The sequence below is a fragment of the Sporichthya brevicatena genome (assembly GCF_039525035.1).
In the GTDB taxonomy this organism is placed as follows: domain Bacteria; phylum Actinomycetota; class Actinomycetes; order Sporichthyales; family Sporichthyaceae; genus Sporichthya; species Sporichthya brevicatena.
Map to the genome: position 1 here is coordinate 21,072 of NZ_BAAAHE010000024.1, position 22,682 is coordinate 43,753.

General features: G+C 71.2%; 21 protein-coding genes. 8 read left to right on the forward strand and 13 right to left on the reverse strand.

Annotation, left to right across the window (positions count from 1 at the left end):
- Nucleotides 1-142: 142 nt before the first annotated feature.
- Nucleotides 143-1,741 carry a ribosomal protection-like ABC-F family protein gene (abc-f, locus tag ABD401_RS14775; protein ID WP_344606016.1) on the reverse strand — a complete coding sequence of 533 codons (1,599 nt, stop codon included), beginning with the start codon at nucleotides 1,739-1,741 and terminating at the stop codon, nucleotides 143-145.
- A 94-nt stretch (nucleotides 1,742-1,835) separates the two neighbouring features.
- Here abc-f and ABD401_RS14780 point away from each other — a divergent pair, with 94 nt between their 5' ends.
- Genes ABD401_RS14780 through ABD401_RS14790 form a run of 3 tightly spaced genes read left to right on the forward strand, consistent with a single transcriptional unit; the run spans nucleotide 1,836 to nucleotide 5,438 of the window.
- Nucleotides 1,836-2,765: an ABC transporter permease subunit gene (locus ABD401_RS14780; protein ID WP_344606018.1), complete on the forward strand. Its 930-nt coding sequence runs from the start codon at nucleotides 1,836-1,838 to the stop codon at nucleotides 2,763-2,765.
- Nucleotides 2,717-4,756, forward strand: a complete 2,040-nt coding sequence (locus ABD401_RS14785) for a branched-chain amino acid ABC transporter ATP-binding protein/permease (RefSeq protein ID WP_344606020.1) — start codon at nucleotides 2,717-2,719, stop codon at nucleotides 4,754-4,756. Before ABD401_RS14780 ends, ABD401_RS14785 begins: the two co-directional genes overlap by 49 nt.
- Entirely contained in the window at nucleotides 4,749-5,438 is a 690-nt protein-coding gene (locus ABD401_RS14790; RefSeq protein ID WP_344606022.1) for an ABC transporter ATP-binding protein, read from the forward strand. Before ABD401_RS14785 ends, ABD401_RS14790 begins: the two co-directional genes overlap by 8 nt.
- Nucleotides 5,439-5,502: 64 nt before the next feature.
- On the opposite strand, the gene ABD401_RS14795 is transcribed toward ABD401_RS14790, so the two are convergent.
- The 8 genes from ABD401_RS14795 to ABD401_RS14830 form a co-directional block, all read right to left on the reverse strand.
- Complete coding sequence (locus tag ABD401_RS14795) at nucleotides 5,503-6,138, reverse strand: acVLRF1 family peptidyl-tRNA hydrolase (protein ID WP_344606024.1); 636 nt, start codon at nucleotides 6,136-6,138, stop codon at nucleotides 5,503-5,505.
- Between the two features lie 47 nt (nucleotides 6,139-6,185).
- Nucleotides 6,186-6,506 carry a metal-sulfur cluster assembly factor gene (locus ABD401_RS14800; protein WP_019877388.1) on the reverse strand — a complete coding sequence of 107 codons (321 nt, stop codon included), beginning with the start codon at nucleotides 6,504-6,506 and terminating at the stop codon, nucleotides 6,186-6,188.
- Nucleotides 6,503-6,946 (reverse strand): Fe-S cluster assembly sulfur transfer protein SufU, encoded by a 444-nt coding sequence (sufU, locus tag ABD401_RS14805; protein WP_344606157.1) that lies wholly within the window; start codon nucleotides 6,944-6,946, stop codon nucleotides 6,503-6,505. The genes ABD401_RS14800 and sufU overlap by 4 nt, the downstream gene beginning before the upstream one ends.
- Before the next feature lie 13 nt (nucleotides 6,947-6,959).
- Nucleotides 6,960-8,225 (reverse strand): cysteine desulfurase, encoded by a 1,266-nt coding sequence (locus ABD401_RS14810; protein WP_344606026.1) that lies wholly within the window; start codon nucleotides 8,223-8,225, stop codon nucleotides 6,960-6,962.
- A 2-nt stretch (nucleotides 8,226-8,227) separates the two neighbouring features.
- Entirely contained in the window at nucleotides 8,228-8,989 is a 762-nt protein-coding gene (gene sufC, locus ABD401_RS14815; RefSeq protein ID WP_344606028.1) for a Fe-S cluster assembly ATPase SufC, read from the reverse strand.
- Between the two features lie 76 nt (nucleotides 8,990-9,065).
- Nucleotides 9,066-10,154, reverse strand: coding sequence for a Fe-S cluster assembly protein SufD (gene sufD, locus ABD401_RS14820; RefSeq protein WP_344606030.1), 1,089 nt, complete (start codon nucleotides 10,152-10,154; stop codon nucleotides 9,066-9,068).
- Entirely contained in the window at nucleotides 10,154-11,563 is a 1,410-nt protein-coding gene (gene sufB, locus ABD401_RS14825; RefSeq protein ID WP_344606032.1) for a Fe-S cluster assembly protein SufB, read from the reverse strand. Before sufB ends, sufD begins: the two co-directional genes overlap by 1 nt.
- Nucleotides 11,560-12,288: a helix-turn-helix transcriptional regulator gene (locus ABD401_RS14830; RefSeq protein ID WP_425566156.1), complete on the reverse strand. Its 729-nt coding sequence runs from the start codon at nucleotides 12,286-12,288 to the stop codon at nucleotides 11,560-11,562. Before ABD401_RS14830 ends, sufB begins: the two co-directional genes overlap by 4 nt.
- Before the next feature lie 137 nt (nucleotides 12,289-12,425).
- Between ABD401_RS14830 and ABD401_RS14835 the strand changes: the two genes are divergently transcribed.
- Together ABD401_RS14835 and ABD401_RS14840 are read left to right on the forward strand one after the other, a co-directional pair.
- The gene (locus ABD401_RS14835; RefSeq protein WP_344606034.1) at nucleotides 12,426-13,388 is read left to right on the forward strand and encodes an ABC transporter ATP-binding protein; all 963 of its coding nucleotides are present in this window, start codon (nucleotides 12,426-12,428) and stop codon (nucleotides 13,386-13,388) included.
- Nucleotides 13,385-14,146 carry an ABC transporter permease gene (locus ABD401_RS14840; RefSeq protein ID WP_344606036.1) on the forward strand — a complete coding sequence of 254 codons (762 nt, stop codon included), beginning with the start codon at nucleotides 13,385-13,387 and terminating at the stop codon, nucleotides 14,144-14,146. The genes ABD401_RS14835 and ABD401_RS14840 overlap by 4 nt, the downstream gene beginning before the upstream one ends.
- A gap of 95 nt (nucleotides 14,147-14,241) precedes the next feature.
- Here the strand turns inward: ABD401_RS14840 and ABD401_RS14845 are convergent, their stop codons facing one another.
- The 4 genes from ABD401_RS14845 to ABD401_RS14860 all read right to left on the reverse strand — a co-directional run bounded on the left by ABD401_RS14845 (nucleotide 14,242) and on the right by ABD401_RS14860 (nucleotide 17,545).
- Nucleotides 14,242-15,141 carry a type IV toxin-antitoxin system AbiEi family antitoxin gene (locus ABD401_RS14845; protein ID WP_344606038.1) on the reverse strand — a complete coding sequence of 300 codons (900 nt, stop codon included), beginning with the start codon at nucleotides 15,139-15,141 and terminating at the stop codon, nucleotides 14,242-14,244.
- Nucleotide 15,142: 1 nt separating this feature from the next.
- Nucleotides 15,143-15,322: a hypothetical protein gene (locus ABD401_RS14850; protein ID WP_344606042.1), complete on the reverse strand. Its 180-nt coding sequence runs from the start codon at nucleotides 15,320-15,322 to the stop codon at nucleotides 15,143-15,145.
- 110 nt (nucleotides 15,323-15,432) lie between these two features.
- Nucleotides 15,433-16,392, reverse strand: a complete 960-nt coding sequence (locus ABD401_RS14855) for a COX15/CtaA family protein (RefSeq protein ID WP_344606044.1) — start codon at nucleotides 16,390-16,392, stop codon at nucleotides 15,433-15,435.
- 172 nt (nucleotides 16,393-16,564) lie between these two features.
- Nucleotides 16,565-17,545 carry a heme o synthase gene (locus ABD401_RS14860; protein ID WP_425566157.1) on the reverse strand — a complete coding sequence of 327 codons (981 nt, stop codon included), beginning with the start codon at nucleotides 17,543-17,545 and terminating at the stop codon, nucleotides 16,565-16,567.
- Nucleotides 17,546-17,845: 300 nt separating this feature from the next.
- Here ABD401_RS14860 and tkt point away from each other — a divergent pair, with 300 nt between their 5' ends.
- The 3 genes from tkt to ABD401_RS14875 are packed head-to-tail and all read left to right on the forward strand — an operon-like array spanning nucleotide 17,846 to nucleotide 22,679.
- Nucleotides 17,846-19,852 carry a transketolase gene (gene tkt, locus ABD401_RS14865; protein WP_425566160.1) on the forward strand — a complete coding sequence of 669 codons (2,007 nt, stop codon included), beginning with the start codon at nucleotides 17,846-17,848 and terminating at the stop codon, nucleotides 19,850-19,852.
- A 41-nt stretch (nucleotides 19,853-19,893) separates the two neighbouring features.
- Nucleotides 19,894-21,012: a transaldolase gene (gene tal / locus ABD401_RS14870; protein WP_344606050.1), complete on the forward strand. Its 1,119-nt coding sequence runs from the start codon at nucleotides 19,894-19,896 to the stop codon at nucleotides 21,010-21,012.
- Complete coding sequence (locus ABD401_RS14875; RefSeq protein ID WP_344606052.1) at nucleotides 21,009-22,679, forward strand: glucose-6-phosphate isomerase; 1,671 nt, start codon at nucleotides 21,009-21,011, stop codon at nucleotides 22,677-22,679. Before tal ends, ABD401_RS14875 begins: the two co-directional genes overlap by 4 nt.
- Nucleotides 22,680-22,682 lie beyond the last annotated feature (3 nt).

Genomic DNA, 22,682 nt, shown 5'->3' on the forward strand with positions numbered 1-22,682 from the left:
CGAGACCTGCATGATCGGCTGGAACGTGGGTGCCGTTGAGGGCGTTCGACGAAAGTGATGACGCCTGCTACATGACGATCTGGCAGATGTCATGACCGAACGGAACGAAACGGGCAGAACCCCGGAAAATCCGGAAAAGTGATCACGCCAGGGCGACAAGATCCGCATACTCGTCGCCCCAGAGATCCTCGATGCCGTCCGGCAGGAGGATGAGCTTCTCCGGGTTCAGGGCGTGCACCGCACCCTCGTCGTGGGAGACGAGGACGATCGCGCCGGCGTAACGCCGCAGAGCCGCGAGGATCTCCTCGCGGCTGGCCGGGTCCAGGTTGTTCGTGGGCTCGTCGAGCAGCAGGACGTTCGCGCTCGAGACCACGAGCGCCGCGAGCGCGAGCCGGGTCTTCTCGCCGCCGGAGAGGACGCCCGCGGGCTTCTCGACGTCGTCGCCGGTGAACAGGAACGAGCCGAGCAGCTTGCGCAGGTCGGTCTCGGACATGTCGGGCGAGGCGGACTGGATGTTCTCCAGCACCGTCCGGTCCGGGTCGAGGGTCTCGTGCTCCTGCGCGTAGTACCCGATCTTGAGCCCGTGCCCCGGCACGACTTCGCCGGTGTCCGGTTCCTCGACGCCGGCCAGCATCCGCAGCAGCGTCGTCTTGCCGGCGCCGTTGAGGCCGAGGATGACGACGCGCGCGCCACGGTCCACGGCGAGGTCGACGTCGGTGAAGACCTCCAGGCTGCCGTAGGACTTCGACAACCCGGTCGCCATCAGCGGCGTCTTGCCGCAGGGGGCGGGCTCCGGGAACCGGATCTTCGCGACCTTGTCCGCCTGCCGGACGCCCTCCAGGCCGGCCACCAGCGACTCCGCGCGCCGCAGCATGTTCTGCGCGGCCACAGCCTTGGTGGCCTTCGCGCGCATCTTGTTCGCCTGCGCGGTGAGCTCGGCCGCCTTCTTCTCGGCGTTGGCGCGCTCGCGGTGCCGCCGGCGCTCGTCGGTCTCCCGCTGCTGGAGGTACGCCTTCCAGCCGACGTTGTAGATGTCGAGCTCGCAGCGGTTCGCGTCGAGGTGGAAGACCTTGTTCACGCACTGCTCGACCAGCGCGACGTCGTGGCTGATCACGATCAGGCCGCCCGGGAACGACTTCAGGTAGTCCCGCAGCCAGACGACCGAGTCGACGTCGAGGTGGTTGGTCGGCTCGTCGAGCAGCAGCGTCCCCGCGCCGGAGAACAGGATGCGCGCCAGCTCGACCCGGCGGCGCTGACCGCCGGAGAGCGTGTGCAGCGGCTGGCCGAGGACACGGTCGGGCAGGCCCAGGCTGGCGGCGAAGGAGGCGGCCTCGGACTCGGCGGCGTAGCCGCCCTTCGCGACGAACTCCGCCTCCAGCCGGGAGTACCGCCGCATTGCCTTCTCGTGCGTCTCCGGGTCCGCGCTGGCCATCTGGCCCTCGGTCTCGCGCATCCGGGTGACGATCTCGTCGAGGCCGCGCGCGGACAGGATCCGGTCGCGGGCGAGCACGTTCAGGTCGCCGGTGCGGGGGTCCTGGGGCAGGTAGCCGATGTCGCCGGAGCGGGTCACCGACCCGGCGGCGGGCTGGCCCTCCCCCGCGAGCACCTTCGTCAGCGTGGTCTTGCCGGCGCCGTTGCGGCCCACCAGGCCGACGCGGTCGCCAGGGCCCACACGGAACGTCGCAGCGCCGAGCAGGAGCCGCGCCCCCACCCGCAGCTCAAGTCCGGTCGCGGTGATCATGCCTTGACGGATTCTAGGCGGCGCCGATTTTCTAGGCTGACGCTGCCCGCGCCCAATCCAGTCCCGGGGATGGCCGCGTAGGGAAGGCGTACGCATGCTCGGAATCGATCCGAACCCGGACCTGTTCGGTCCGGCGCTCGTGATCGGCCTGGCCAACGCCGGAATCTTCAGCGTCCTCGCGATCGCGCTGGTGCTCACCTACCGCATCAGCCGCACGATCGGGTTCGTCCACTACGGCATCGCCGTCGTCGGGGCGTACGGGTACTACCACTTCACCGTCGAGTACACGATGCCCGGTTGGATGGCCCTGATCGCCCTGATGGGGATCGGCGCCGGCGTCGGCGCGGCCTACGGGCTGGTGATGATGAACTCACGCATCGCGTTCCTCCCGCCGCTGACGCTGTCGACGGTGTCGATCGCCGCGATGCTGATCATCGGCGCGGTCGCGACGGAGAACTTCCCCGTCGCCCCGGACGTCGCGATCAGCGCGAGCCCGTTCGGCGAGAGCAGCTTCCGCGTGTGGGGCTTCAACGTCACCGCGCACCGGTTCGCCTGCCTCGTGATCAGCCTGGTCCTCGTCGCGCTCGTCTCGCTGTACCTGAACCACACCCGCGCCGGGGTGAACGTCCGCGCGATCAGCGACGACGTCGAGGCCGCCCGCTGGTCGGGGATCCGCCTGTACCGGATCGGTGTCGGGTCCTACGCCGCCGCCGGCGCGATGTCCGCGCTCGCCGGCGCCCTGCTCGCCCCGCTCGCGGGCACCGACCTGTCCGCGATCCTGCTCGTGTTCTTCCGCGCGCTGACGGTCGCCGTCGTCGGGGCGTTCTCGAGTCCGGGCCTGGCGCTGTTCGGCGCGATCGTGCTCTCCACGATCGACTCGTTCGCCAGCACCTCGGCGCTCGGGGAGATCAACCCCGCGACCCGCGAGGGCATGATCTTCGCCGCGATGGTGATCACCGCGCTGGCCGTCGCCGGGTGGCGCAGCCGGTCCTCGCCCCGCAGCGTCTGGACGGTGCGGACGTGACCGCCCCCGGGGCGACGGCCGGCCGCCGGGCCCGCCCGCTGCTGTCGTTGCTGCGGCAGCCGCTGAACCTCGTCGGCGCCGCGGTCGCGATCGGGTGGATCTTCTTCGCGCCCGACTACCGCGTCTTCACCGTGACGACGGGCCTGGTGATCGGCGTCCTCGCCCTGGGCCTGATGGTGATGGTCGGGTGGGGACGCGAGATCAACCTCGCCGCCGCCGGTGTCTACGCGACCTCGTTGTACCTGGGGTCGTGGGTCTACCGTCCGGGACCGAACGGGTGGGGCCATCCGCTGGTGATCGCGATCGTCGTCTCCGTCGCGATCGGCATCGTCATGATGCTCGCGGTCGCCCTGTTCAGCGTCCGGCTCTCCGGCGTCTACGTCATGGTGTTCACGCTCGGCGTGCAGATCCTGGTCGAGCGGATCGTCTTCACGCAGTATCGGCTGACCGGCGGCGACCAGGGCCTGACGACGCCGAGCCCGCACATCTTCGGCTACGAGGTCTCCAGCCACGACGACCGCGCGTTCTACCTCTTCATCCTGTCCGTCGTCGCGCTCGTGCTCGCGTTCCTGCAGCGGCTCCGGCACTCGCCGCACGGCCGGGCGATCCTGCTGATGGGCGCGGACCAGCAGGCGGCCGTCGCGGTCGGGGTCCGCCCGCTGCGGACGCGGGCCCTGGCCTTCGCCGTCTGCGGGGCGCTCGGCGGTCTCGCCGGGATCCTCGCGGCGACGCTCTACGGCAGCACGCCGGGGACGGTGAACTACACCGCCACGACGTCCCTGCTGTGGCTCTCGATCGCGATCCTCGGCGGCTTCGACTCGATGGTCGGCGTGCTCGCAGTCGCCGTCGCGTTCCAGTACATCCCCTTCCAGCTCGAGAAGCTCCACGTCAACTACCAGCTGCTGGCGGGCATCTCGCTCCTGGCCGGCGTGCTGTGCGGCTCGCGCGGACTGGGCGGCCGGATGCAGGACGCCTACCGGCGGCTGCGGTTCGGCCCGGCCGCGCAACGGCGGGCGGAGCGGCCGTCGTCGTTCACCGCGGCGGCCGAGGTGCTCGCCCGCGCCGACGGGCTGACCGAACTGCGCGAGATCGGCCCGAGCGACGAGGTCCGCCGGCAGTCGCTGGAGACCCTCGAACGCTGGTTCCCACGGCGTCGCACGGAGCCGATCGCCCTCGCGGCCGAGGACGTCTCCGTCGCCTTCGGTGGGGTCCGGGCCCTGCGCGGTGCGAGCATCGAGGTACCGACCGGGTCGTTCACCGGCCTGATCGGCCCGAACGGCGCGGGCAAGACGACATTGTTCGACGTGGTCTCCGGACTGACCCGCCCGGATGCCGGCGTCGTGCGGATCTTCGGCGACGACGTGACGCATCGGCAGCCGTGGGAGCGCGCCGGCCTCGGCATGACGCGCACCTTCCAGACGACGCGCATCGTCAAGGAGCTCTCGGTCGCGGACAACCTGCTCGCCGGTGCGGGTCTGCGGATCTCGGGCAGCCTGCCGCAGTTCGTCGTCGGCATGCCCGCGCAGTGGCGGCAGATCCGCGCCGCCGAGGAGGCCGCGTGGGCGATCGCGTGCCTGCTCGACATCGACCGCTACTGGGACGAGCGGGTGGGCGAGCTGGAGTTCTCCGCCCGCCGGCGGACCGAGCTCGGGCGCGCGCTGCTCTCCGGTCCGCAGATCCTGCTGCTCGACGAACCGACGTCCGGCCTCGACCCCGCGTCCTCCGGCGCCCTGATCGGCCTCGTCCGGCGCCTGCAGGCCGACCTCGGGCTGACTGTCCTGCTCGTCGAGCACTACGTCAAGGCCGTCCTGGAGAGTTGCGACCTCGTCTACGTTCTGACGGAGGGTCAGATCCTGGCCCACGGCGACCCGGACCACGTCGCGGCGGACCCCGACGTACAGGAGCGCTACCTCGGCGCCGGACACGACGCCGCCGCGATCCCGTGGCGCGAGCGCGTCGCGGCCGAGCGGACGGGGGTGACGGGTGACTGAGCACGCCGGCGAACCGCGGCTGAGCCTGCGCGGCCTGCGGTCCGGCTACGACGGGGTGCCGGTCGTCTACGACGTCGACCTCGACGTGAACCCGGGCGAGATCGTCATCCTCGTCGGCGGCAACGGCGCCGGGAAGTCGACCCTGCTGCAGACCGTGATGGGGACCGTCGCCGTGCTGGGCGGCGACATCCGCTACGACGGACGGTCCATCGTCCGGTGGCCGGTGGCCCGGCGCACCCGGGCGGGGATCAGCTACTCCCCCGAGGGCCGCCGCGTCTTTCCGACCCTGACGGTGCGGGAGAACCTCGACGCCGGCGCCTCGCACGTCCCGACCCGCCGCCTGCCCGGCCGGCGGGACGCGGTGTTCTCCTACTTCCCCACGCTCACCGACCGCGCGGGCCAGATCGCGGGCACGCTCTCCGGCGGCGAGCAGCAGATGCTCGCGATCGGCCGGGCGCTGATGTCCGACCCGGCGCTGATCCTCGTCGAGGAACCGTCCCAGGGCCTGGCGCCGGTCGTCGTCGACCGGGTCTACGCGACGCTGCAGAGGATCTGTCTCGACCGCGGGACCTCGGTGGTCATCGCCGAACAGTTCCAGCAGCTGCGGCCCCACGACTGCGACCGCGTCCTCGTCATCGACAAGGGCGAGGTCCGTCCCTCCACACCGGCCCCCACCGCCTGACCGCCCCTGCACTGGAGATGACATCTCTTGTGCATGTGCACAAGAGATGTCATCTCCAATGCAGTCAGGCCGGGTCGGTGAGGTGGATCGTCACCGACCGGAAGCGGGTCGGTGTCGAACGGAGGACGTCGAGGCGGGGATCCGGGACCGTGAGGAACCGCGGCTCGACGGGAACGTCCCGCAGCGGCCCGAGAGCGCGGTCGGCGAGGACACGGTCGACGGCCTTGCGCTCCCCGCCGAGGACGAGCGCGTCGAGGTCCCCGGCCGCCGGGACGAGGATCCGCGCCGCGGTCTCGGCGGCCGCGTCGAGGGCCTGGTCGGCCTGGTTGGCCCGGCGGCGGGCGAAGCGCTGCTGCGACCAGCCGCCGGCGGCGGTGCGGCCCTGGACGTGCCGGGACCCGACCTTCGACTCCCTCAGCGCCGGGCCGACGAAGACGCCGGCCGCGAACCCGCCGAGCCGGACGAGCAGCACGCCCACCCGTCGCTCCGCGGCCGCGTGCGCCGCGAGCGCCGCCACGGGGTCACCGGTCGGCGCCCAGAGACGGAGGAACGGCGGCACGCACTCGGCGACCGTCCTGTTGCCGCCGACCGCGCGCACGCCGTCCGTCGTCGCCGAAACCTCCGTCAGACCGCTGTTGCGGTCGGCAAAGTTGGCGAACCACCGTGGGATGCGCTCCGCCTCGACCTCGACGGAACGCATGGAATGCTCCTCGCGGGATCGGAGGTGGAGCGGCCGAACGCCTCCGATCAAACGTTGAAGCCGAGGGCGCGGAGTTGCTCGCGGCCGTCGTCGGTGATCTTGTCCGGGCCCCACGGGGGCATCCAGACCCAGTTGATGCGGAAGTCCGCGACGAGACCCTCGAGGGCGGCGCGGGTCTGGTCCTCGATGACGTCGGTCAGCGGGCAGGCCGCGGACGTCAGGGTCATGTCGATGGTCGCGATGTTCGACTCGTCGACACTGACCCCGTACACGAGGCCGAGGTCGACGACGTTGATGCCGAGCTCCGGGTCGACGACGTCGCGCAGGGCCTCGGTCAGGTCGTCCTCGGTCGGTGCGCTGGTGGTCATGACGTAGCTCCGTTCGCGAGGGCTTGAGCTGTGGCGTCCTTCCAGGCCATCCAGGAAAGCAACGCGCACTTGATGCGGGCGGGGTACTTCGAGACTCCGGCGAAGGCGACCGCGTCCTCGAGGACGTCCTCGTCGGGGGTGGCCTGGCCCTTGGACTGCATCAGGGCCAGAAACTCTTCGTGCACGGCCATGGCCTCGTCGAGGTCCTTGCCGATGAGCAGCTCGGTGAGCACCGAGGCCGAGGCCTGGCTGATCGAGCAGCCGAGGCTGTCGTAGGAGACGTCGGCGACCTTGCCGTCGACCATGTGCACCCGCAGCGTCACCTCGTCGCCGCAGGTCGGGTTGACGTGGTGCACCTCGGCCTCGAACGGGTCCCGCAGCCCCTTGTGGCGGGGGTTGCGGTAGTGGTCGAGGATGATCTCCTGGTAGAGCGCATCCACATCGCTCACGGCGTCACGCTCCCCTCGAGAAGAACGCCTTCACAGCGTCCAACCCCTCGACGAGGGCATCAATTTCCTCGGGCTTCGTGTAGAGGTAGAACGACGCTCGGGTCGACGCGGTGACCCCGAACCGGGCGTGGACCGGACGGGCGCAGTGGTGGCCGCCGCGGACGGCGACGCCCCGCGAGTCGAGCACCTGGCCGACGTCGTGCGGGTGGATGTCCCCCAGCTCGAAGCTGATCGCACCACCGCGGTCGACGTTCTCGGTCGGGCCGAGGATGCGCAGACCCTCCACCTGCTGGAGCTGCTCCAGCGCGTACCCGGTGAGCGCGTGCTCGTGGGCGCGGATCGCCTCCATGCCGATCGCCGAGAGGTAGTCCAGCGCGACACCGAGCCCGACCGCCTGCACGATCGGCGGCGTCCCGGCCTCGAAGCGGTGCGGCGCCGGCGCGTAGGTCGAGCCCTCCATGCGGACGATCTCGATCATCTCGCCGCCGCCGAGGAACGGCGGGAGCTGGTTGAGCAGCTCCGGCTTCGCGACCAGCACGCCGATGCCCGTCGGCCCGCACAGCTTGTGCCCGGTGAACGCGACGAAGTCGGCCCCGAGCGCGGTGAGGTCCACCGGCATCTGCGTCACGGACTGGGACGCGTCGACGACGACCAGCGCACCGACCTCGTGGGCCCGCCGCGTGATCTCCTCGACCGGGTTGACCGTGCCGAGCGCGTTCGACACCCACACGACCGAGACGACCTTGGTCCGCTCGGTGATGAGGTCGTCGATGTTCGACACGTCGAGCCGGCCCTCGTCCGTGATGCCGAACCACCGCAGCGTCGCACCGGTCCGCTCGCACGCGAGCTGCCACGGCACGATGTTGGAGTGGTGCTCCATCTCGGTGATGACGACCTCGTCACCGGGGCCGAACCCGTACGGCGTGCCCGCGTTCGCGAGGACGTTCGCCACCAGGTTGAGCGCCTCGGAGGCGTTCTTGGTGAAGATGACGCCGTCACGGCTCGGCGCGTTCACGAACGCCGCGACCTTGTCGCGGGCGCCCTCGAACGCGGCCGTCGCCTCCTCGCCGAGCTGGTGCGCCGCGCGCGCCACGTTGGCGTTGTGCAGCGCGTAGTGCTCGGAGATCGCGTCGATCACCGACTGCGGCTTCTGTGACGTGTTCGCCGAGTCCAGGTAGACCAGCGGACGGTCGTCCGCGAGACGCCGCTCCAGGATCGGGAAGTCGGCCCGGATCTTCTCCAGGTCGAGCAGCCCCTCCAGCTGAGGCACCGTCAGGCTCCGGCTTTGGCGAGGAAGCGCTCGTAGCCCTCGGCCTCGAGCTGCTCGGCGAGCTCCGGGCCACCCTCCTCGACGAACCGGCCGTCGACGAAGACGTGAACGAAGTCCGGCGCGATGTAGCGCAGGATCCGGGTGTAGTGCGTGATGAGCAGCAGGCCCTTGTCACCGCCGGAGCGGAACCGGTTCACGCCCTCGGAGACGACCTTGAGCGCGTCGATGTCGAGGCCGGAGTCGGTCTCGTCGAGGATCGCGACCTTCGGGTTCAGCAGCTCCAGCTGCAGCGTCTCGTGGCGCTTCTTCTCACCACCGGAGAAGCCCTCGTTGACGTTGCGCTCGGCGAAGGACGGGTCCATCGACAGCGCGTCCATGGCGCCCTTGACGTCCTTGACCCACGTGCGCAGCTTGGGTGCCTCGCCGTCGATCGCGGTCTTCGCGGTGCGGAGGAAGTTCGAGACGCTCACGCCCGGAACCTCGACCGGGTACTGCATCGCGAGGAACAGACCGGCGCGGGCGCGCTCGTCGACGCTCATCGCGAGGACGTCCTCGCCGTCGAGCGTGATGGTGCCGCTCGTGACGGTGTACTTCGGGTGGCCCGCGATCGTGTAGGCCAGCGTCGACTTGCCCGACCCGTTGGGGCCCATCACCGCGTGGGTCTCTCCCGCGTTGATCGTCAGGGTGACCCCCTTGAGGATCTCCTTGACGCCCTCCGCCGTCTCGACCGAGACGTGGAGGTCCTTGATAGCCAGGGTGCTCATGTCTTTGAAGCTCTTCTCTGATGGGCGATCAGTTGCGGTTGTCTTCGGGGGTCGTCGGGGGCGGAGCCCCCGACCGTCAGTTGAGGGTCTTCGCGAGCTCGGCGTCGATCTTCTGCAGCAGCCGGGTCTGGACGATCGGGACCCCGATGCGGCCGATGATCTCGCCGAAGAAGCCGCGGACCACCATGCGGCGGGCCTCGTCCTCCGGGATACCGCGCGACTGCAGGTAGAAGAGCTGCTCGTCGTCGAAGCGGCCCGTGGCGCTGGCGTGACCGGCACCGGCGACCTCGCCGGTGTAGATCTCCAGGTTCGGGACGGAGTCCGCAGAGGCGCCGTCCGTCAGCAGCAGGTTGCGGTTGAGCTCGTAGGTGTCGGTCCCGGTCGCCTCGGCGCCGATGATGACGTCCCCGATCCAGACCGTGTGCGCCTTCTCGCCCTGCAGCGCGCCCTTGTAGGCGACGTTGCTCCGGCAGTTCGGCACCGTGTGGTCGATCCGCAGCCGGTGCTCGAGGTGCTGGCCGGCGTCGGCGAAGTACAGGCCGAGCATCTCGGCGTCGCCGCCCTGGGCCGTGTAGTGCACCTGCGGGTACAGGCGGACCAGGTTCCCGCCGAAAGTGACGGCGATGGCCTTCACCTTCGCGTCGCGACCGAGCGAGATCCGCTGGTGCGCGAGGTGCACGGCGTCGTCGGCCCAGTCCTGGACGCTGACCAGCGTCAGGTTCGCGCTGTCACCGACGTGCACCTCAACGGTGCCGGCGTACGTGGCGGAACCGAGGTGGTCGAGGACGACCGTCGCGACCGCGAACGGCTTGACGTCGATGACGATGTGCCCGAAGGCGGCGCCGTCGGCGTCCTCGCCGCGGACGGTGATGACCGTCGGGCCCGGCTCCAGTTCCTGAGGCACCGTCACCACGGTGGCGGTCTGGACCGCGGAGAACGCGGCCTCCGCGACGCGGTCGGTGGGAGCGCCGACCTTGCCGACGCGCGGGTCGTCGCGACCCACGGTCTCGACGGTCACGCCCTCACCGGCGTCGACGGACACGACGACCTTGCCGTCGCCCTTCGCGGTCCCGTCGTGCAGGCCACGGAGGCGACGCATCGGGGTGAAGCGCCACTCCTCCTCGCGGCCGGTCGGTACGGGGTGGTTCAGAACAGGGGTGGTCACTAACCCACAGCCCCTTCCATCTGGAGCTCGATCAGGCGGTTCAGCTCGAGGGCGTACTCCATCGGAAGCTCTCGGGCGATGGGCTCGACGAAGCCGCGGACGATCATCGCCATGGCCTCGTCCTCGGACAGGCCGCGGCTCATCAGGTAGAACAGCTGGTCCTCGGACACCTTGGAGACCGTCGCCTCGTGGCCGAGCGCCACGTCGTCCTCGCGGACGTCGACGTACGGGTAGGTGTCCGACCGGCTGATCGTGTCGACGAGCAGCGCGTCGCAGCGGACGGTGGACTTGCTGTGGTGCGCGCCCTCCTGGACCTTGATCAGGCCGCGGTAGGAGGTACGGCCACCGCCACGCGCGACCGACTTGGAGACGATCGAGCTCGACGTGTGCGGCGCGGCGTGGACCATCTTGGCGCCGGCGTCCTGGTGCTGACCCTCGCCCGCGAATGCGATCGAGAGCACCTCACCCTTGGCGTGCTCGCCGGTCATGACGACGCCCGGGTACTTCATTGTGACCTTGGAGCCGATGTTGCCGTCGATCCACTCCATGGTCGCGCCTTCCTGGGCCATGGCGCGCTTGGTGACCAGGTTGTAGACGTTGTTCGACCAGTTCTGGATCGTCGTGTAGCGGCAGCGGCCGCCCTTCTTCACGATGATCTCGACGACGGCGGAGTGCAGCGAGTCCGACGAGTAGATCGGCGCGGTGCAGCCCTCGACGTAGTGCACGTACGCGTCCTCGTCGACGATGATCAGCGTCCGCTCGAACTGGCCCATGTTCTCGGTGTTGATCCGGAAGTAGGCCTGCAGCGGGATGTCGACGTGCACGCCCTTCGGCACGTAGATGAACGAGCCACCGGACCAGACCGCGGTGTTCAGCGCGGAGAACTTGTTGTCCCCGGCCGGGATGACCTTGCCGAAGTACTCCTGGAACAGCTCCGGGTGCTCCTTCAGACCCGTGTCGGTGTCGAGGAAGATGACGCCCTGCTCCTCGAGGTCCTCACGGATCTGGTGGTACACGACCTCGGACTCGTACTGCGCGGCGACGCCGGCGACGAGACGCTGCTTCTCGGCCTCGGGGATGCCGAGCCGGTCGTAGGTGTTCTTGATGTCGTCGGGCAGCTCGTCCCAGGACGTGGCCTGCTTCTCCGTCGACCGGACGAAGTACTTGATGTTGTCGAAGTCGATGCCCGACAGGTCGGAACCCCACGTCGGCATCGGCTTCTTCTCGAAGAGCTTCAGGCCCTTGAGTCGGAGGTCGAGCATCCACTCGGGCTCGTTCTTCTTGGCCGAGATGTCGCGGACGACGTCCTCGTTCAGGCCCCGGCGGGCGCTCGCGCCGGCGACGTCCGGGTCGGCCCAGCCGAAGTCGTATCGGCCGATGCCTTCAAGTGCGTCGGCGGTGCTGGTCATGAGGTGGTCCTTCCGGTGGTTGCGACCGTTGGTACGTAGGTGGTGCACACGCCGTCGCCGTGGGCGATGGTGGCGAGACGTTGCACATGCGTGCCGAGCAGGCGGGCGAATGCCTGGGTCTCGGCCTCGCACAACTGGGGGAACTGCTCGGCCACGTGGGCGACCGGGCAGTGGTGCTGGCAGACCTGCTCGCCGAGCGCGCCGCCCGGGGCGGGCTTGATGCTCGCGGCGTAGCCGTCCGCCGAGAGGGCCTCGGCGAGGACGGCCGGCCGGTCGGCCGGGTCCGCCTGCTCGACGACGCGGCGGTACCGCTCCTCGAGCTCCGCGACCCGGCGGGCCGCGAACTGCTCGACGGCGTGCACCCCGGCGGTCTCGGCCAGGAAGCGCAGGGCGCTCGCGGCGAGGTCGTCGTAGGCCTGGACGAAGTGGTGCCGGCCCGCGTCGGTGACGACGAAGACCTTCGCCGGGCGACCGCGGCCGCGGTGGGCCTGCCCGCGCGGCTCGGCCTCCTCGATGACCCCGTCGGCGAGCAGGGCGTCGAGGTGACGACGCACGGCGGCCGGCGTGAGGTCGAGCTGGGCGGCCAGGTCGGCGGCGGTCGAGCGTCCGTTCTCCAGGATCGCGCGCGCGACCTTCTCGCGCGTCCCGGCGGTGACGTCCTCGACCGGACCGAGGTCGCGCGCGGGCGCCTCGGTCACGGAGTTGGGGTCACGGACGGTTTTCACAACGTCGATGTTACCTAATTCGCCGGGGACGCCAACCAAAAGGGTCAACTTCACCACAGAAGGGTGGAGTAGGCAAGGCTTGCCTTACCTGGATCACCCGCACGGCCGACCCCACCCCCCTCCCTACACTGACCGCCGTGTCCGGGCCCGCCATCGCGATCGCCGGCCTGCGCAAGAGCTACGGCGGGCGGGCCGCGGTCGACGGCCTCGATCTGACCGTCGAGCGTGGGGCGATCACCGCCGTCCTCGGTCCCAACGGGGCCGGCAAGACCACGACGCTGGAGATCTGCGCCGGTCTGCGGACCGCCGACGCCGGGTCCGTGCAGGTCCTCGGGCTCGACCCCCGCCGCGACCGCGCCGCTCTGATGCCCCGCCTGGGCGTGATGCTGCAGGCCGGCGGGATCTACTCCGGCGCGAAGCCGGTCGAGATGCTCCGGCACGTGGCGGCCCTGCACGCCAACCCGCTCGACCCCGAGGAACTGGTCGAGCTTCTCGGCCTCGACGGTGCGCGGCGCACGACGTACCGCCGGATGTCCGGCGGGGAGAAGCAGCTGCTGGCGCTCGGGCTCGCGCTCGTCGGCCGACCCGAGCTCGCGTTCCTCGACGAGCCGACGGCGGGCCTCGACCCGCACGCCCGGCGCCGGACCTGGGACCTGATCTCCGGGCTGCGCGACGTCGGCGTCACCGTCGTCCTGACCACGCACCTGATGGACGAGGCCGAGTCGCTGGCCGACCACGTCCACATCGTCGACAAGGGCCGCCTGATCGTGTCGGGGACGCCGGACGAGCTCACCCGTGCCGGCAACGCGCTGACCTTCTCGGCGCCGCCCGGGCTGCCCGTCTCGACGTTGACCGGCGCCCTGCCCGAGGGCACCGAGGCCAGCGAGCCGACGCCCGGGCACTACCTGGTCTCGGGCCCGATGGACCCGACGACGCTCGCGGCCGTCACGTCCTGGTGCGCGGACCTCGGCGTCATGCCCGACGGGCTCTCCGTCGAGCGCCGGTCGCTCGAGGACGTGTTCCTCGAGCTGACCGGTCGGAAGCTGACCAACTGGGGTCTGAGTGCGCCGGGCCCGGCGCAGACGGGGTCGGGGACATGAGCGTCGACTTCTCCCCCGCCCCCGGTGCCGCGCCGGTCGGGCGGATGGTGCGGGCGCAGACCGCCTTCGAGACCCGGCTGATGCTCCGCAACGGCGAGAACCTGCTGCTGACGGTGATCATCCCGACGCTGCTGCTGATCGTGTTCGCCGCCGCCGACGTGGTGGACACCGGCTCCCTCGACCGCATCGACTTCCTCGCGCCCGGCATCCTCGCCCTCGCGGTGATGTCGACCGCGTTCACCGGGCAGGCCATCGCGACCGGCTTCGAACGCCGCTACGGCGTGCTCAAGCGCCTGGCGGTCTCCCCGCTCCCCCGCTGGGCCCTGCTGACCGGCAAGACGCTCTCGGTGCTCGTCGTGATCGCGCTGCAGCTCGTGCTGCTGACCGGCACCGCGTTCGCCCTCGGCTGGGACCCCGTCGGCTCGGTCGGCATGGTCGTGCCCCTGCTGCTGGTCGGCACCGCCGCGTTCAGCGGACTCGGGCTGCTCATGGCCGGCACCCTGCGCGCCGAGGGCACCCTCGCCGCCGCGAACCTCGTCTACCTCGTCCTGCTGCTGTGCGGCGGCATCGTCGTCCCCCTCGACAAGTTCGGCGGCGCCGCGGACGTGCTCGAATTCACCCCCGCCGCCGCCCTCGCCACCGGCCTCCGGGACGTCCTCACCGGCACCGACGCCACCCCCTGGGCCCCCGTCGCCGTCCTCGCCGTCTGGGCCGCCCTCAGCCTCACCGCCGCCGCCCGCTGGTTCCGCTGGGACTAGCCGGCCCGCCCGGGACGCAACTTCTCCCGCCTGGCGCGCCTGTCCCACGCCCTTGATAGGCGCGCCAGGCAGGAGAAGTTGAGGCCGGAGCGCGTTCACGAGCACCGCCGGAGCATGGCGGCGACCTGGGCGGCGGTGCGGTCGGCGTACCGGTAGACGTCGAGAGCCCCGTAGCGGAGGAGCGGATAGTTGCCCACCACGAGCAGGCGGTTCTCCCGGACGAGGTCGGCGGCGTGGTGGTCGGGCTCCCGGTGCTGCTCGCCGTCGTACTCCAGACCGAACGGGACGCGAACCGGGTAGCCCATGTCGGGGATGCCGAGGAGCTCACCGTCGGGGCCGTAGATCGGCTCGTTGAGCAGCGGCGGCTCGTCGACGCCGCGGTACACGATCACCAGGCGGAGCCGGGACTCCATCATCGAGCGGGCCCGGGTCCGCGCCAGTTCGAGCGCCGCGCGGACCCTGCGGACGTAGGGCCAGTGCGGCCGCTCGTCGGCGTACCGGTTCAGGCCGTGCTTGGTGACCAGGCCCCGGTAGAGGAAGGCGTCCGCCCAGACCGTGGCCTCCATCCGCGACGAGCGGGTCATGAGGCCGAAGCAGGTCCGCTCCGGATTCGTGACCGGCACGCCGTGCCAGGTGCCGATGTCGCCCTCGTCGACGACGAGGCGGCTCGTGCGCACCCCGGCCTCCCGGTACTCGCCGCGGTTGGGCAGGGCCAGGTGGAGCGGAACGGTCTCGCCGGGCGGCGGCGTCCATACCCCGAACAGCCAGGCGGCGGTCAGACCCGTCGCCACCGCGTCGGCCGGGGCCGCGAGGCGCAGGGCCTCGAAGCGCAGCTCGTCGGTCAACTCGACCAGGTGGTGGACGTACACGCTCCGGAACAGCCGGACCCAGCACTTCGAGGCCAATTGGTGACGGGTCAGGCCGGCGGCGAAGGCGGTGTTCTGATGGAACGGGCCGACCGTGAGCTCGGGCGGGACGAACGGCCGCGGGGGCATGTCATGCGCGCCGCGGCGGCGCTGCGGCGCGGCGGCGCCGGGTCTGCCGGTGCGGCTCGAAGAGGATGACGTCCGCGTCCGGACGCTCGGGATCAACCCCGGCGGGGTCGGCCTCGGACCCCTGCCAACTGATGACGCCCACGAGCACGTCGGCCTCGCGTTGTTTGCGGCGCTGTCCCATGGCGAACCCCCTCGGATGACGGTGAGGGGAGGAGGCAACAACGCCGCGGCGTGGTTACGCGACCGAAGGTTCGGGATCTGTGGATAACTGAAGTCGGACGCGCTGCGCGATCAGGCCGAGACGACCGCTGCGCCCTCGGACTCGGGCCTCGGCAGGGACACCGTGCCGCGGACGCGCATCGCGAGCACGACCCGGACCGTCGCGACCACCAGGCAGCCGGCACCGAGCATGTGCAGCCCGACGAGCACCTCGGGGAGGTCGGTGAAGTACTGGACGTAGCCGAGCAGCCCCTGCGCCAGCTGGACACCGAGCATCACCCGCGCGGCGACGATCAGCTCGCGCGGAGCGGCGGTCCGGACGAGCAGGACGTTGAGCGCCACGGTGCCCAGCACGAGCGCGAGAACCGTGTCCGCGTGGATCATCGAGAACAGGTGGGTGTCCAGGCCGGTCCGCGGGGCGTCGACGTCGCCGGCGTGCGGGCCGCTGCCGGTCACGATCGTGCCGAGGTAGAGCACGACGGCGGTCAGCGCGAGGAGGCCGAGCGCCAGCTGCTGCACCCGTGGCGCGACGACCCGGACCGGCGGTTCGTCGCCCTCGCCGATCCGTCGGTACAGCACGGTCGCGAGACCGATGAGGACCATCGACACCAGCAGGTGGCCCATGACGACCCACGGATTGAGGTCGGTCAGCACCGAGATGCCGCCGATCACCGCCTGCGCCGGGATGCCGACGAACAGGACGACCGCGAGGCGCCGCAGGTCGGTCCGGGCCGGCCGGGAGCGCCAGACCCCGATGAGCGTGGCGAGCGCGACCGCGCCGAGGACGTAGGTGAGCAGCCGGTTGCCGAACTCGATCTGCTCGTGCAGACCGAGCTCGCCGGTCGGGACGAACGAGTCCTCGTGGCACCGGGGCCAGGTCGGGCACCCGAGGCCGGACCCGGTCAGACGCACCGCGCCGCCGGTCACGACGATCCCGATGTTCGCCACGATCGATGCCAGCGCCAGGCGCCGCAGGCCCACGGTCCCGGGCCGGAAGCGCTCGGACGCGCGCGCGGCCTGCAGCGGATTCACCACGTCATCGTAGGTCGGGCCCCGGAGCCGTCCGCGCCCCGGACGGCCCTCCCCGGCGAGACCCTCGCCTCATCTTCTCCCGCGCGCCGCGCCTATCGAGGCCGTGGGATGGGCGCGCCAGGCAGGAGAAGACGCGCCCCTACGGCCCGGGGCGAGGCGGGGCCGGGAGGGCCTAGAAGAGGACCGCGTCGACGGCGATGACGAGGAACAGCAGGGCGAGGTAGCTGTTCGAGAGGTGGAACAGGCGCATCGGGGAGAGGTGGACGCCGGTGACGCCGCGGCGGACGCGGGCGAGCAGGAGGTGGGACTCGGCGAGGATCACCGCACCGAAGACGGCCGCCGCGACGGGGTAGAGCCAGCCGGTGTTCGCGACCGGCCACAGGGCCAGCGAGCAGAGGACGGTGGCCCAGGTGTAGATCGTGATCTCGGTGATGACCCGGCGCTCGGTGGCGACGACGGGGAGCATCGGGACCCCGGCGGCGGCGTAGTCCTCCTTGTAGCGCATGGCGAGCGCCCAGAAGTGCGGCGGCGTCCAGAAGAACACCACCAGGAAGAGGATGACCGGCGCCCAGTCGAGGGAGTTGGTGACGGCGGTCCAGCCGATGAGCGGCGGGAAGCAGCCGGCGGCCCCGCCCCAGACGATGTTCTGCGACGTGCGCCGCTTGAGGAACATCGTGTAGCCGAAGACGTAGAACAGGTTCGCGGCCAGCGCGAGCGCGGCGGAGAGCCAGTTGACGGCCAGGCCGAGCAGCAGCGTCGCCGCGATCCCGAGGACGACGCCGAAGACGAGCGTCTCCCGCGCCGAGACCCCGTGCATCGGCAGCGGACGGCGCCGGGTGCGGCGCATCTGCAGGTCGATGTCGCGGTCGAGGTAGCAGTTGAGGACGTTCGCGCTGGCGGCGGCCATCGTCCCGCCGACGAGGGTGGCGAGCACGAGCCAGAGGTCCGGCACACCGCGCTCGGCGAGGAACATGACCGGCGCCGTGGTGACGAGCAGCAGCTCGATGATGCGCGGCTTCGTCAGGGCGACGTAGGCCCGGACCGTGTCGCCGAAACCACGTCGGCCGACAGTGACCTGAACCCCGGTGGCGGGGGTGAGATCGACAGTGGTCACTCGTACCTCGGGGGCGGTCGCAAAGGTGGTCACGCCCATGCCGGCTCCGAACGGGCGGCGACGAGCGGCACTCACTGTAACCCCGCGCCCCGACCCCTCCGGCGCTCGGGTGCCGATTGCTGCGTCACATCCTCGGGAAGGGCTCGGATAGGGTCGGTTTCCATCCAGTCAACACCGGCGTCAACACCCGTGTCGACAGCCGGAAGGGTCCCCGGGAAGCGGGGTCAGGTCGGAACTTCCCGAGAGGAGACCGTCGTAGTGAGCCCGTCGAAGAGCAGTCTCGACCCGGCGTGGTCGGAGCTGGACGCGCGTGCGGTGGACACCGCCCGCATCCTGGCGATGGACGCGGTGGAGGCGGCCGGCAACGGTCACCCCGGTACCGCGATGAGCCTCGCCCCCGCGGCGTACCTCACCTACCAGCGGCTGCTGCGGCACGACCCGACCGACCCGAACTGGCTGGGGCGTGACCGCTTCGTCCTCTCCTGCGGTCACTCGAGCCTGACGCAGTACGTGCAGCTCTACCTCTCGGGCTACGGGCTGACGCTCGACGACCTGCGCCACCTGCGCCAGTGGGGCTCACTGACCCCGGGCCACCCCGAGCACGGCCACACCGCCGGTGTCGAGACGACGACGGGCCCGCTCGGGCAGGGCGTCGCGACCGCGGTCGGCATGGCGATGGCCGCCCGCCGCACGCGCTTCCTGTTCGACCCCGAGGCCGCGCCCGGCGAGAGCGTCTTCGACCACACCGTCTACGTGTTCGCCTCCGACGGCGACATGGAGGAGGGCGTCGCGTCCGAGGCCTCGAGCCTCGCGGGGACGCAGAAGCTCGGCAACCTCGTCGTCCTCTACGACGACAACCACATCTCGATCGAGGGCGACACCGACGTCGCGTTCACCGAGGACGTGCTCGCGCGGTACGCCGCCTACGGCTGGCACACGCAGCGCGTCGACGACGCGAACGACATCGAGGCCCTCCACGCCGCGCTGACGGCGGCCCGGGATCACCACGACGCCCCGAGCATCATCGCGATGCGCTCGATCATCGCCTGGCCCGCTCCGAACGCGCAGAACACCGGCAAGTCGCACGGTTCCGCCCTCGGCAAGGACGAGGTCGCCGCGACCAAGGAGGTGCTCGGGTTCGACCCGGCGCAGTCCTTCCAGGTCGAGGACGAGGTCCTCGCCCACGCCCGCGGCGTCGTCGACCGCGGTCGCGCACTGCACGCCGAGTGGGACACCCGCTACCAGGCCTGGCGCGAGGCCCACCCCGAGCGCGCCGCCGAGCTCGACCGCATGCGCGCCCGCCGGCTCCCCGAGGGCTGGGCGGCGAAGCTGCCCGAGTTCGGAGTGGGCAAGTCCGTCGCGACCCGCAAGGCCTCCGGCGAGACCCTGAATGCCATTGCCGCCGTGGTCCCCGAACTGTGGGGCGGCTCGGCCGACCTCGCCGAGTCCAACAACACGTGGATCGAGGGCGAGCCCAGCTTCCTGCCCGTCGGGTCGACGGCGAAGAACGCCGACCCGGCCGGGCGCAACATCCACTTCGGCGTCCGCGAGTTCGCGATGGGCGCGGCGATGAACGGCATCGCGCTCGACGGGACGTTCCGCCCCTACGGCGGCACCTTCCTCGTGTTCTCCGACTACATGCGCGGCGCGGTCCGCCTCGGCGCGCTGATGAAGCAGCCGGTCGTGCACGTGTGGACGCACGACTCGATCGGCCTCGGCGAGGACGGCCCGACGCACCAGCCGATCGAGCACCTGTGGGCGCTGCGGGCGATCCCGGGCCTCGACGTCGTCCGCCCCGGCGACGCGAACGAGACCGTCGCCGCCTGGCGGACCATCCTCGAGAACCCGAACGGTCCGGCCGCGCTGGCGCTGACCCGCCAGAACCTGCCGACGCTGGAGGGCACGTCCGCCGAGGGCGTCGCCCGCGGCGGGTACGTCCTGGCCGAGGCCGGCTCCGGCCTGCCCGACCTGATCCTGATCGCGACGGGCAGCGAGCTCCAGCTCGCGGTCGAGGCCCGCGCTGCCCTCGAGGCCGAGGGCGTCCCGACGCGCGTCGTGTCCATGCCGTGCGTCGAGTGGTTCCAGGCCCAGGACCAGTCCTACCGCGACACCGTCCTCCCGCCGCGGGTGCAGGCCCGCGTCGCCGTCGAGGCCGGCATCGCACAGGGCTGGTGGCGCTACGTCGGCGACGGCGGCGAGGTCGTGGGCATCGAGCACTACGGCGCCTCCGCCCCCTACGCCACGCTGTTCGAGCAGTTCGGCATCACCGCACCCGCCGTCGTCGCGGCTGCGCACCGCTCGCTCGCCCGTACCCGTGGCGAGAAGGGTTCCAAGACCGGTAACTGACCGATCGTCAGGTTGCCCGTACGCAAGGAAGAAGGAAGATCGTGGGAACCGAGAATCTGCGCCGCCTCTCCGAGGCGGGCGTCGCCATCTGGCTCGACGACCTCTCGCGTGAGCGCCTGCAGAAGGGCACGCTCGCGGCGATGGTGCGCGACTCCTACGTCGTGGGCGTGACGACCAACCCGTCGATCTTCCAGAACGCGGTGTCCAAGTCCGACCTCTACGACCCGCAGGTGCACGACCTCGCGGTGCGCGGCGTGCACGTGGACGAGGCGGTCCGCTCGATCACCACGGCCGACGTCCGCGAGGCGTGCGACGTGCTGCGCAGCGTCTACGACGCGAGCGACGGCGTCGACGGCCGCGTCTCGATCGAGGTCGACCCCCGGTTCGCGCACGACACCGACAAGACCGTCGCCGAGGCCCGGTTCCTGTGGTGGGCGGTCGACCGGCCGAACCTCTACATCAAGATCCCGGCCACCGTCGAAGGCCTGCCGGCGATCGCGCAGTGCCTGGCCGAGGGCATCAGCGTCAACGTCACGCTGATCTTCTCGCTCGAGCGCTACCGCGCGGTGATGGACGCCTTCCTCGAAGGCATGGAGCGTGCCCAGAAGGCGGGTCTGCCGCTGGAGCGGATCGGGTCGGTCGCGAGCTTCTTCGTCTCCCGCGTCGACACCGAGATCGACAAGCGGCTGGACAAGCTGGGCACCGACGAGGCCAAGGCGCTGCGCGGCAAGGCTGCGGTCGCGAACGCCCGCCTGGCGTTCGAGGCCTACGAGGAGATCTTCGCCTCGGCGCGCTGGACCGCCCTCGCCGCCGCCGGCGCCAAGCCGCAGCGACCGCTGTGGGCCTCCACCGGCGTCAAGGACCCGGCCTACCCGGACACCCTCTACGTCGACGAGCTCGTCACCGCCGGCGTGGTCAACACGATGCCGGAGGCCACCCTCGACGCGGTCGCCGACCACTCCGCCACCACCGGCGACACGGTCCGCGCGCACTACGCCGAGGCCAAGCAGGTCCTCGCCGACCTCGCCACGATCGGCATCGACTACGACGACGTCGTGAACCTGCTCGAGCGCGAGGGCGTCGAGAAGTTCATCACCGCCTGGAACGACCTCCTCGGCTCCGTCGGCGCCGAGCTGACCCGCCTGGGGGGCGAGGAGTGACGACGAGCGACAAGGCACCCAACCCGTTCAACACCTACGCCCAGGAGGGCGGGGGCTGCCGCGTCCGCCTGTCCGGCGAGGAGGTCCGCGCCCCCGCCGGGTTCGCCCTGCGCGCCGCGTCGGTCCACGAGGTCGTGCAGCGCCTCGCCGCGAAGGACGCCACGCTCTGGGGCGACGCCGCCACCGAGGAGGCCGCGATCCGGCTCGGCTGGCTCGACCTGCCGACCAGTTCGCGTGAGCTGCTCCCCCGCATCGCCGAGGTCCGCGCGGGCCTGCAGGCCGACGGGCTCGACCACGTCGTGCTCGCGGGCATGGGTGGCTCGTCGCTCGCGCCCGAGGTGATCTGCCGCAACGCCGGTGTCGAGCTCACCGTCCTCGACACCACGGACGCCAACCAGATCCGCCGGACGCTCGCCGACCGCCTCGACCGCACCGTGGTCGTCGTCGCGAGCAAGAGCGGCGGGACCATCGAGACCGACAGCCACCGTCGCGCCTACATCCAGGCCTTTCGGGACGCGGGCCTGTCGGACGAGCAGATCGCTGCGCGGTTCGTCGTCGTCACCGACCCGGGTTCGCCGCTCGAGGAGATCGCGACCGAGGGCAACTACCGCGCGCTCTTCCTCGCGGACCCGAACGTCGGCGGCCGGTACAGCGCGCTGTCCGCGTTCGGCCTCGTGCCGAGCGGTCTCGCCGGCGCGGACGTCGCGAAGCTCCTCGACGAGGCCGCCGAACTCCGCCCCGCGCTGGAGCAGCTCGGCGACAACCCGGGCCTGCTGCTCGGCGCCGCGCTCAGCGGCGCCGCGACCCACAGCCGCGAGAAGCTCGTGCTCGCCAACACCGACCCCGCCCTGGAGGGTTTCGGCGACTGGGTCGAGCAGCTGATCGCCGAGTCCAGCGGCAAGGAGGGCAAAGGCCTCCTCCCCGTCATCGTCGAGGGCATCGACGCCCCCGGCTGGGCGGACATCGGCCCGGACGCGGTGCGCGCCACCCTCGGCGACGTCGACGGTTCGGAGATCCGGATCACCAGCGGCCCGCTCGGCGCGCAGTTCCTGCTCTGGGAGTGGGCGACCGCCTTCATGGGCTGGGGCCTGCACACGAGCCCGTTCGACCAGCCCAACGTCACCGAGTCCAAGGACAACACCGCGCGGCTGCTCGAGTCCGCCACCGACGGCGTGCTCGACGTCCCGGCGCCGCTGTTCACCGACGGCCCGATCGAGGTCCACGGCGACCAGGCACTCCTCGGCGAGGCGAAGTCGCTCGTCGACGCACTTGAGCTGATTCTGCGTCAGGTCCAGCCGACGGGGTACCTGGCCCTCATGGCCTACCTCGACCGGTTCGCCGACGCGGACATCGCCCGGCTGCGGCCCGCGCTGGCCAGGCTGCTCGCCGGCCCGCAGGTCACCTTCGGCTGGGGCCCGCGGTTCCTGCACTCGACGGGGCAGTTCCACAAGGGCGGCCAACCGGTCGGTGTCTTCCTCCAGATCACCGGTGCCGTCGAGGAGGACCTGCCCATCCCGGGCCGGCCGTACAGCTTCGCCACGCTGCAGATGGCGCAGGCCCTCGGCGACCTCGGCGCTCTCCAGAGCCGCAACCGCCCGGCCCTCCGGCTCCATCTCACCGACCGCAAGGCGGGCATCGCCACGCTGCTCGCGGCCTTCGGCGCGTGACGG

Coding starts and splice junctions, on each gene's coding strand:
- sufB (WP_344606032.1), bottom strand. CDS start 11,563: ATGACCAGCACCGCCGACGCACTTGAAGGCATCGGCCGATACGACTTC.
- ABD401_RS14850 (WP_344606042.1), bottom strand. CDS start 15,322: ATGGGACAGCGCCGCAAACAACGCGAGGCCGACGTGCTCGTGGGCGTC.
- ABD401_RS14845 (WP_344606038.1), bottom strand. CDS start 15,141: ATGCCCCCGCGGCCGTTCGTCCCGCCCGAGCTCACGGTCGGCCCGTTC.
- ABD401_RS14780 (WP_344606018.1), top strand. CDS start 1,836: ATGCTCGGAATCGATCCGAACCCGGACCTGTTCGGTCCGGCGCTCGTG.
- ABD401_RS14795 (WP_344606024.1), bottom strand. CDS start 6,138: ATGCGTTCCGTCGAGGTCGAGGCGGAGCGCATCCCACGGTGGTTCGCC.
- sufC (WP_344606028.1), bottom strand. CDS start 8,989: ATGAGCACCCTGGCTATCAAGGACCTCCACGTCTCGGTCGAGACGGCG.
- ABD401_RS14800 (WP_019877388.1), bottom strand. CDS start 6,506: ATGACCACCAGCGCACCGACCGAGGACGACCTGACCGAGGCCCTGCGC.
- tkt (WP_425566160.1), top strand. CDS start 17,846: ATGGACGCGGTGGAGGCGGCCGGCAACGGTCACCCCGGTACCGCGATG.
- abc-f (WP_344606016.1), bottom strand. CDS start 1,741: ATGATCACCGCGACCGGACTTGAGCTGCGGGTGGGGGCGCGGCTCCTG.
- ABD401_RS14840 (WP_344606036.1), top strand. CDS start 13,385: ATGAGCGTCGACTTCTCCCCCGCCCCCGGTGCCGCGCCGGTCGGGCGG.
- ABD401_RS14860 (WP_425566157.1), bottom strand. CDS start 17,545: ATGGGCGTGACCACCTTTGCGACCGCCCCCGAGGTACGAGTGACCACT.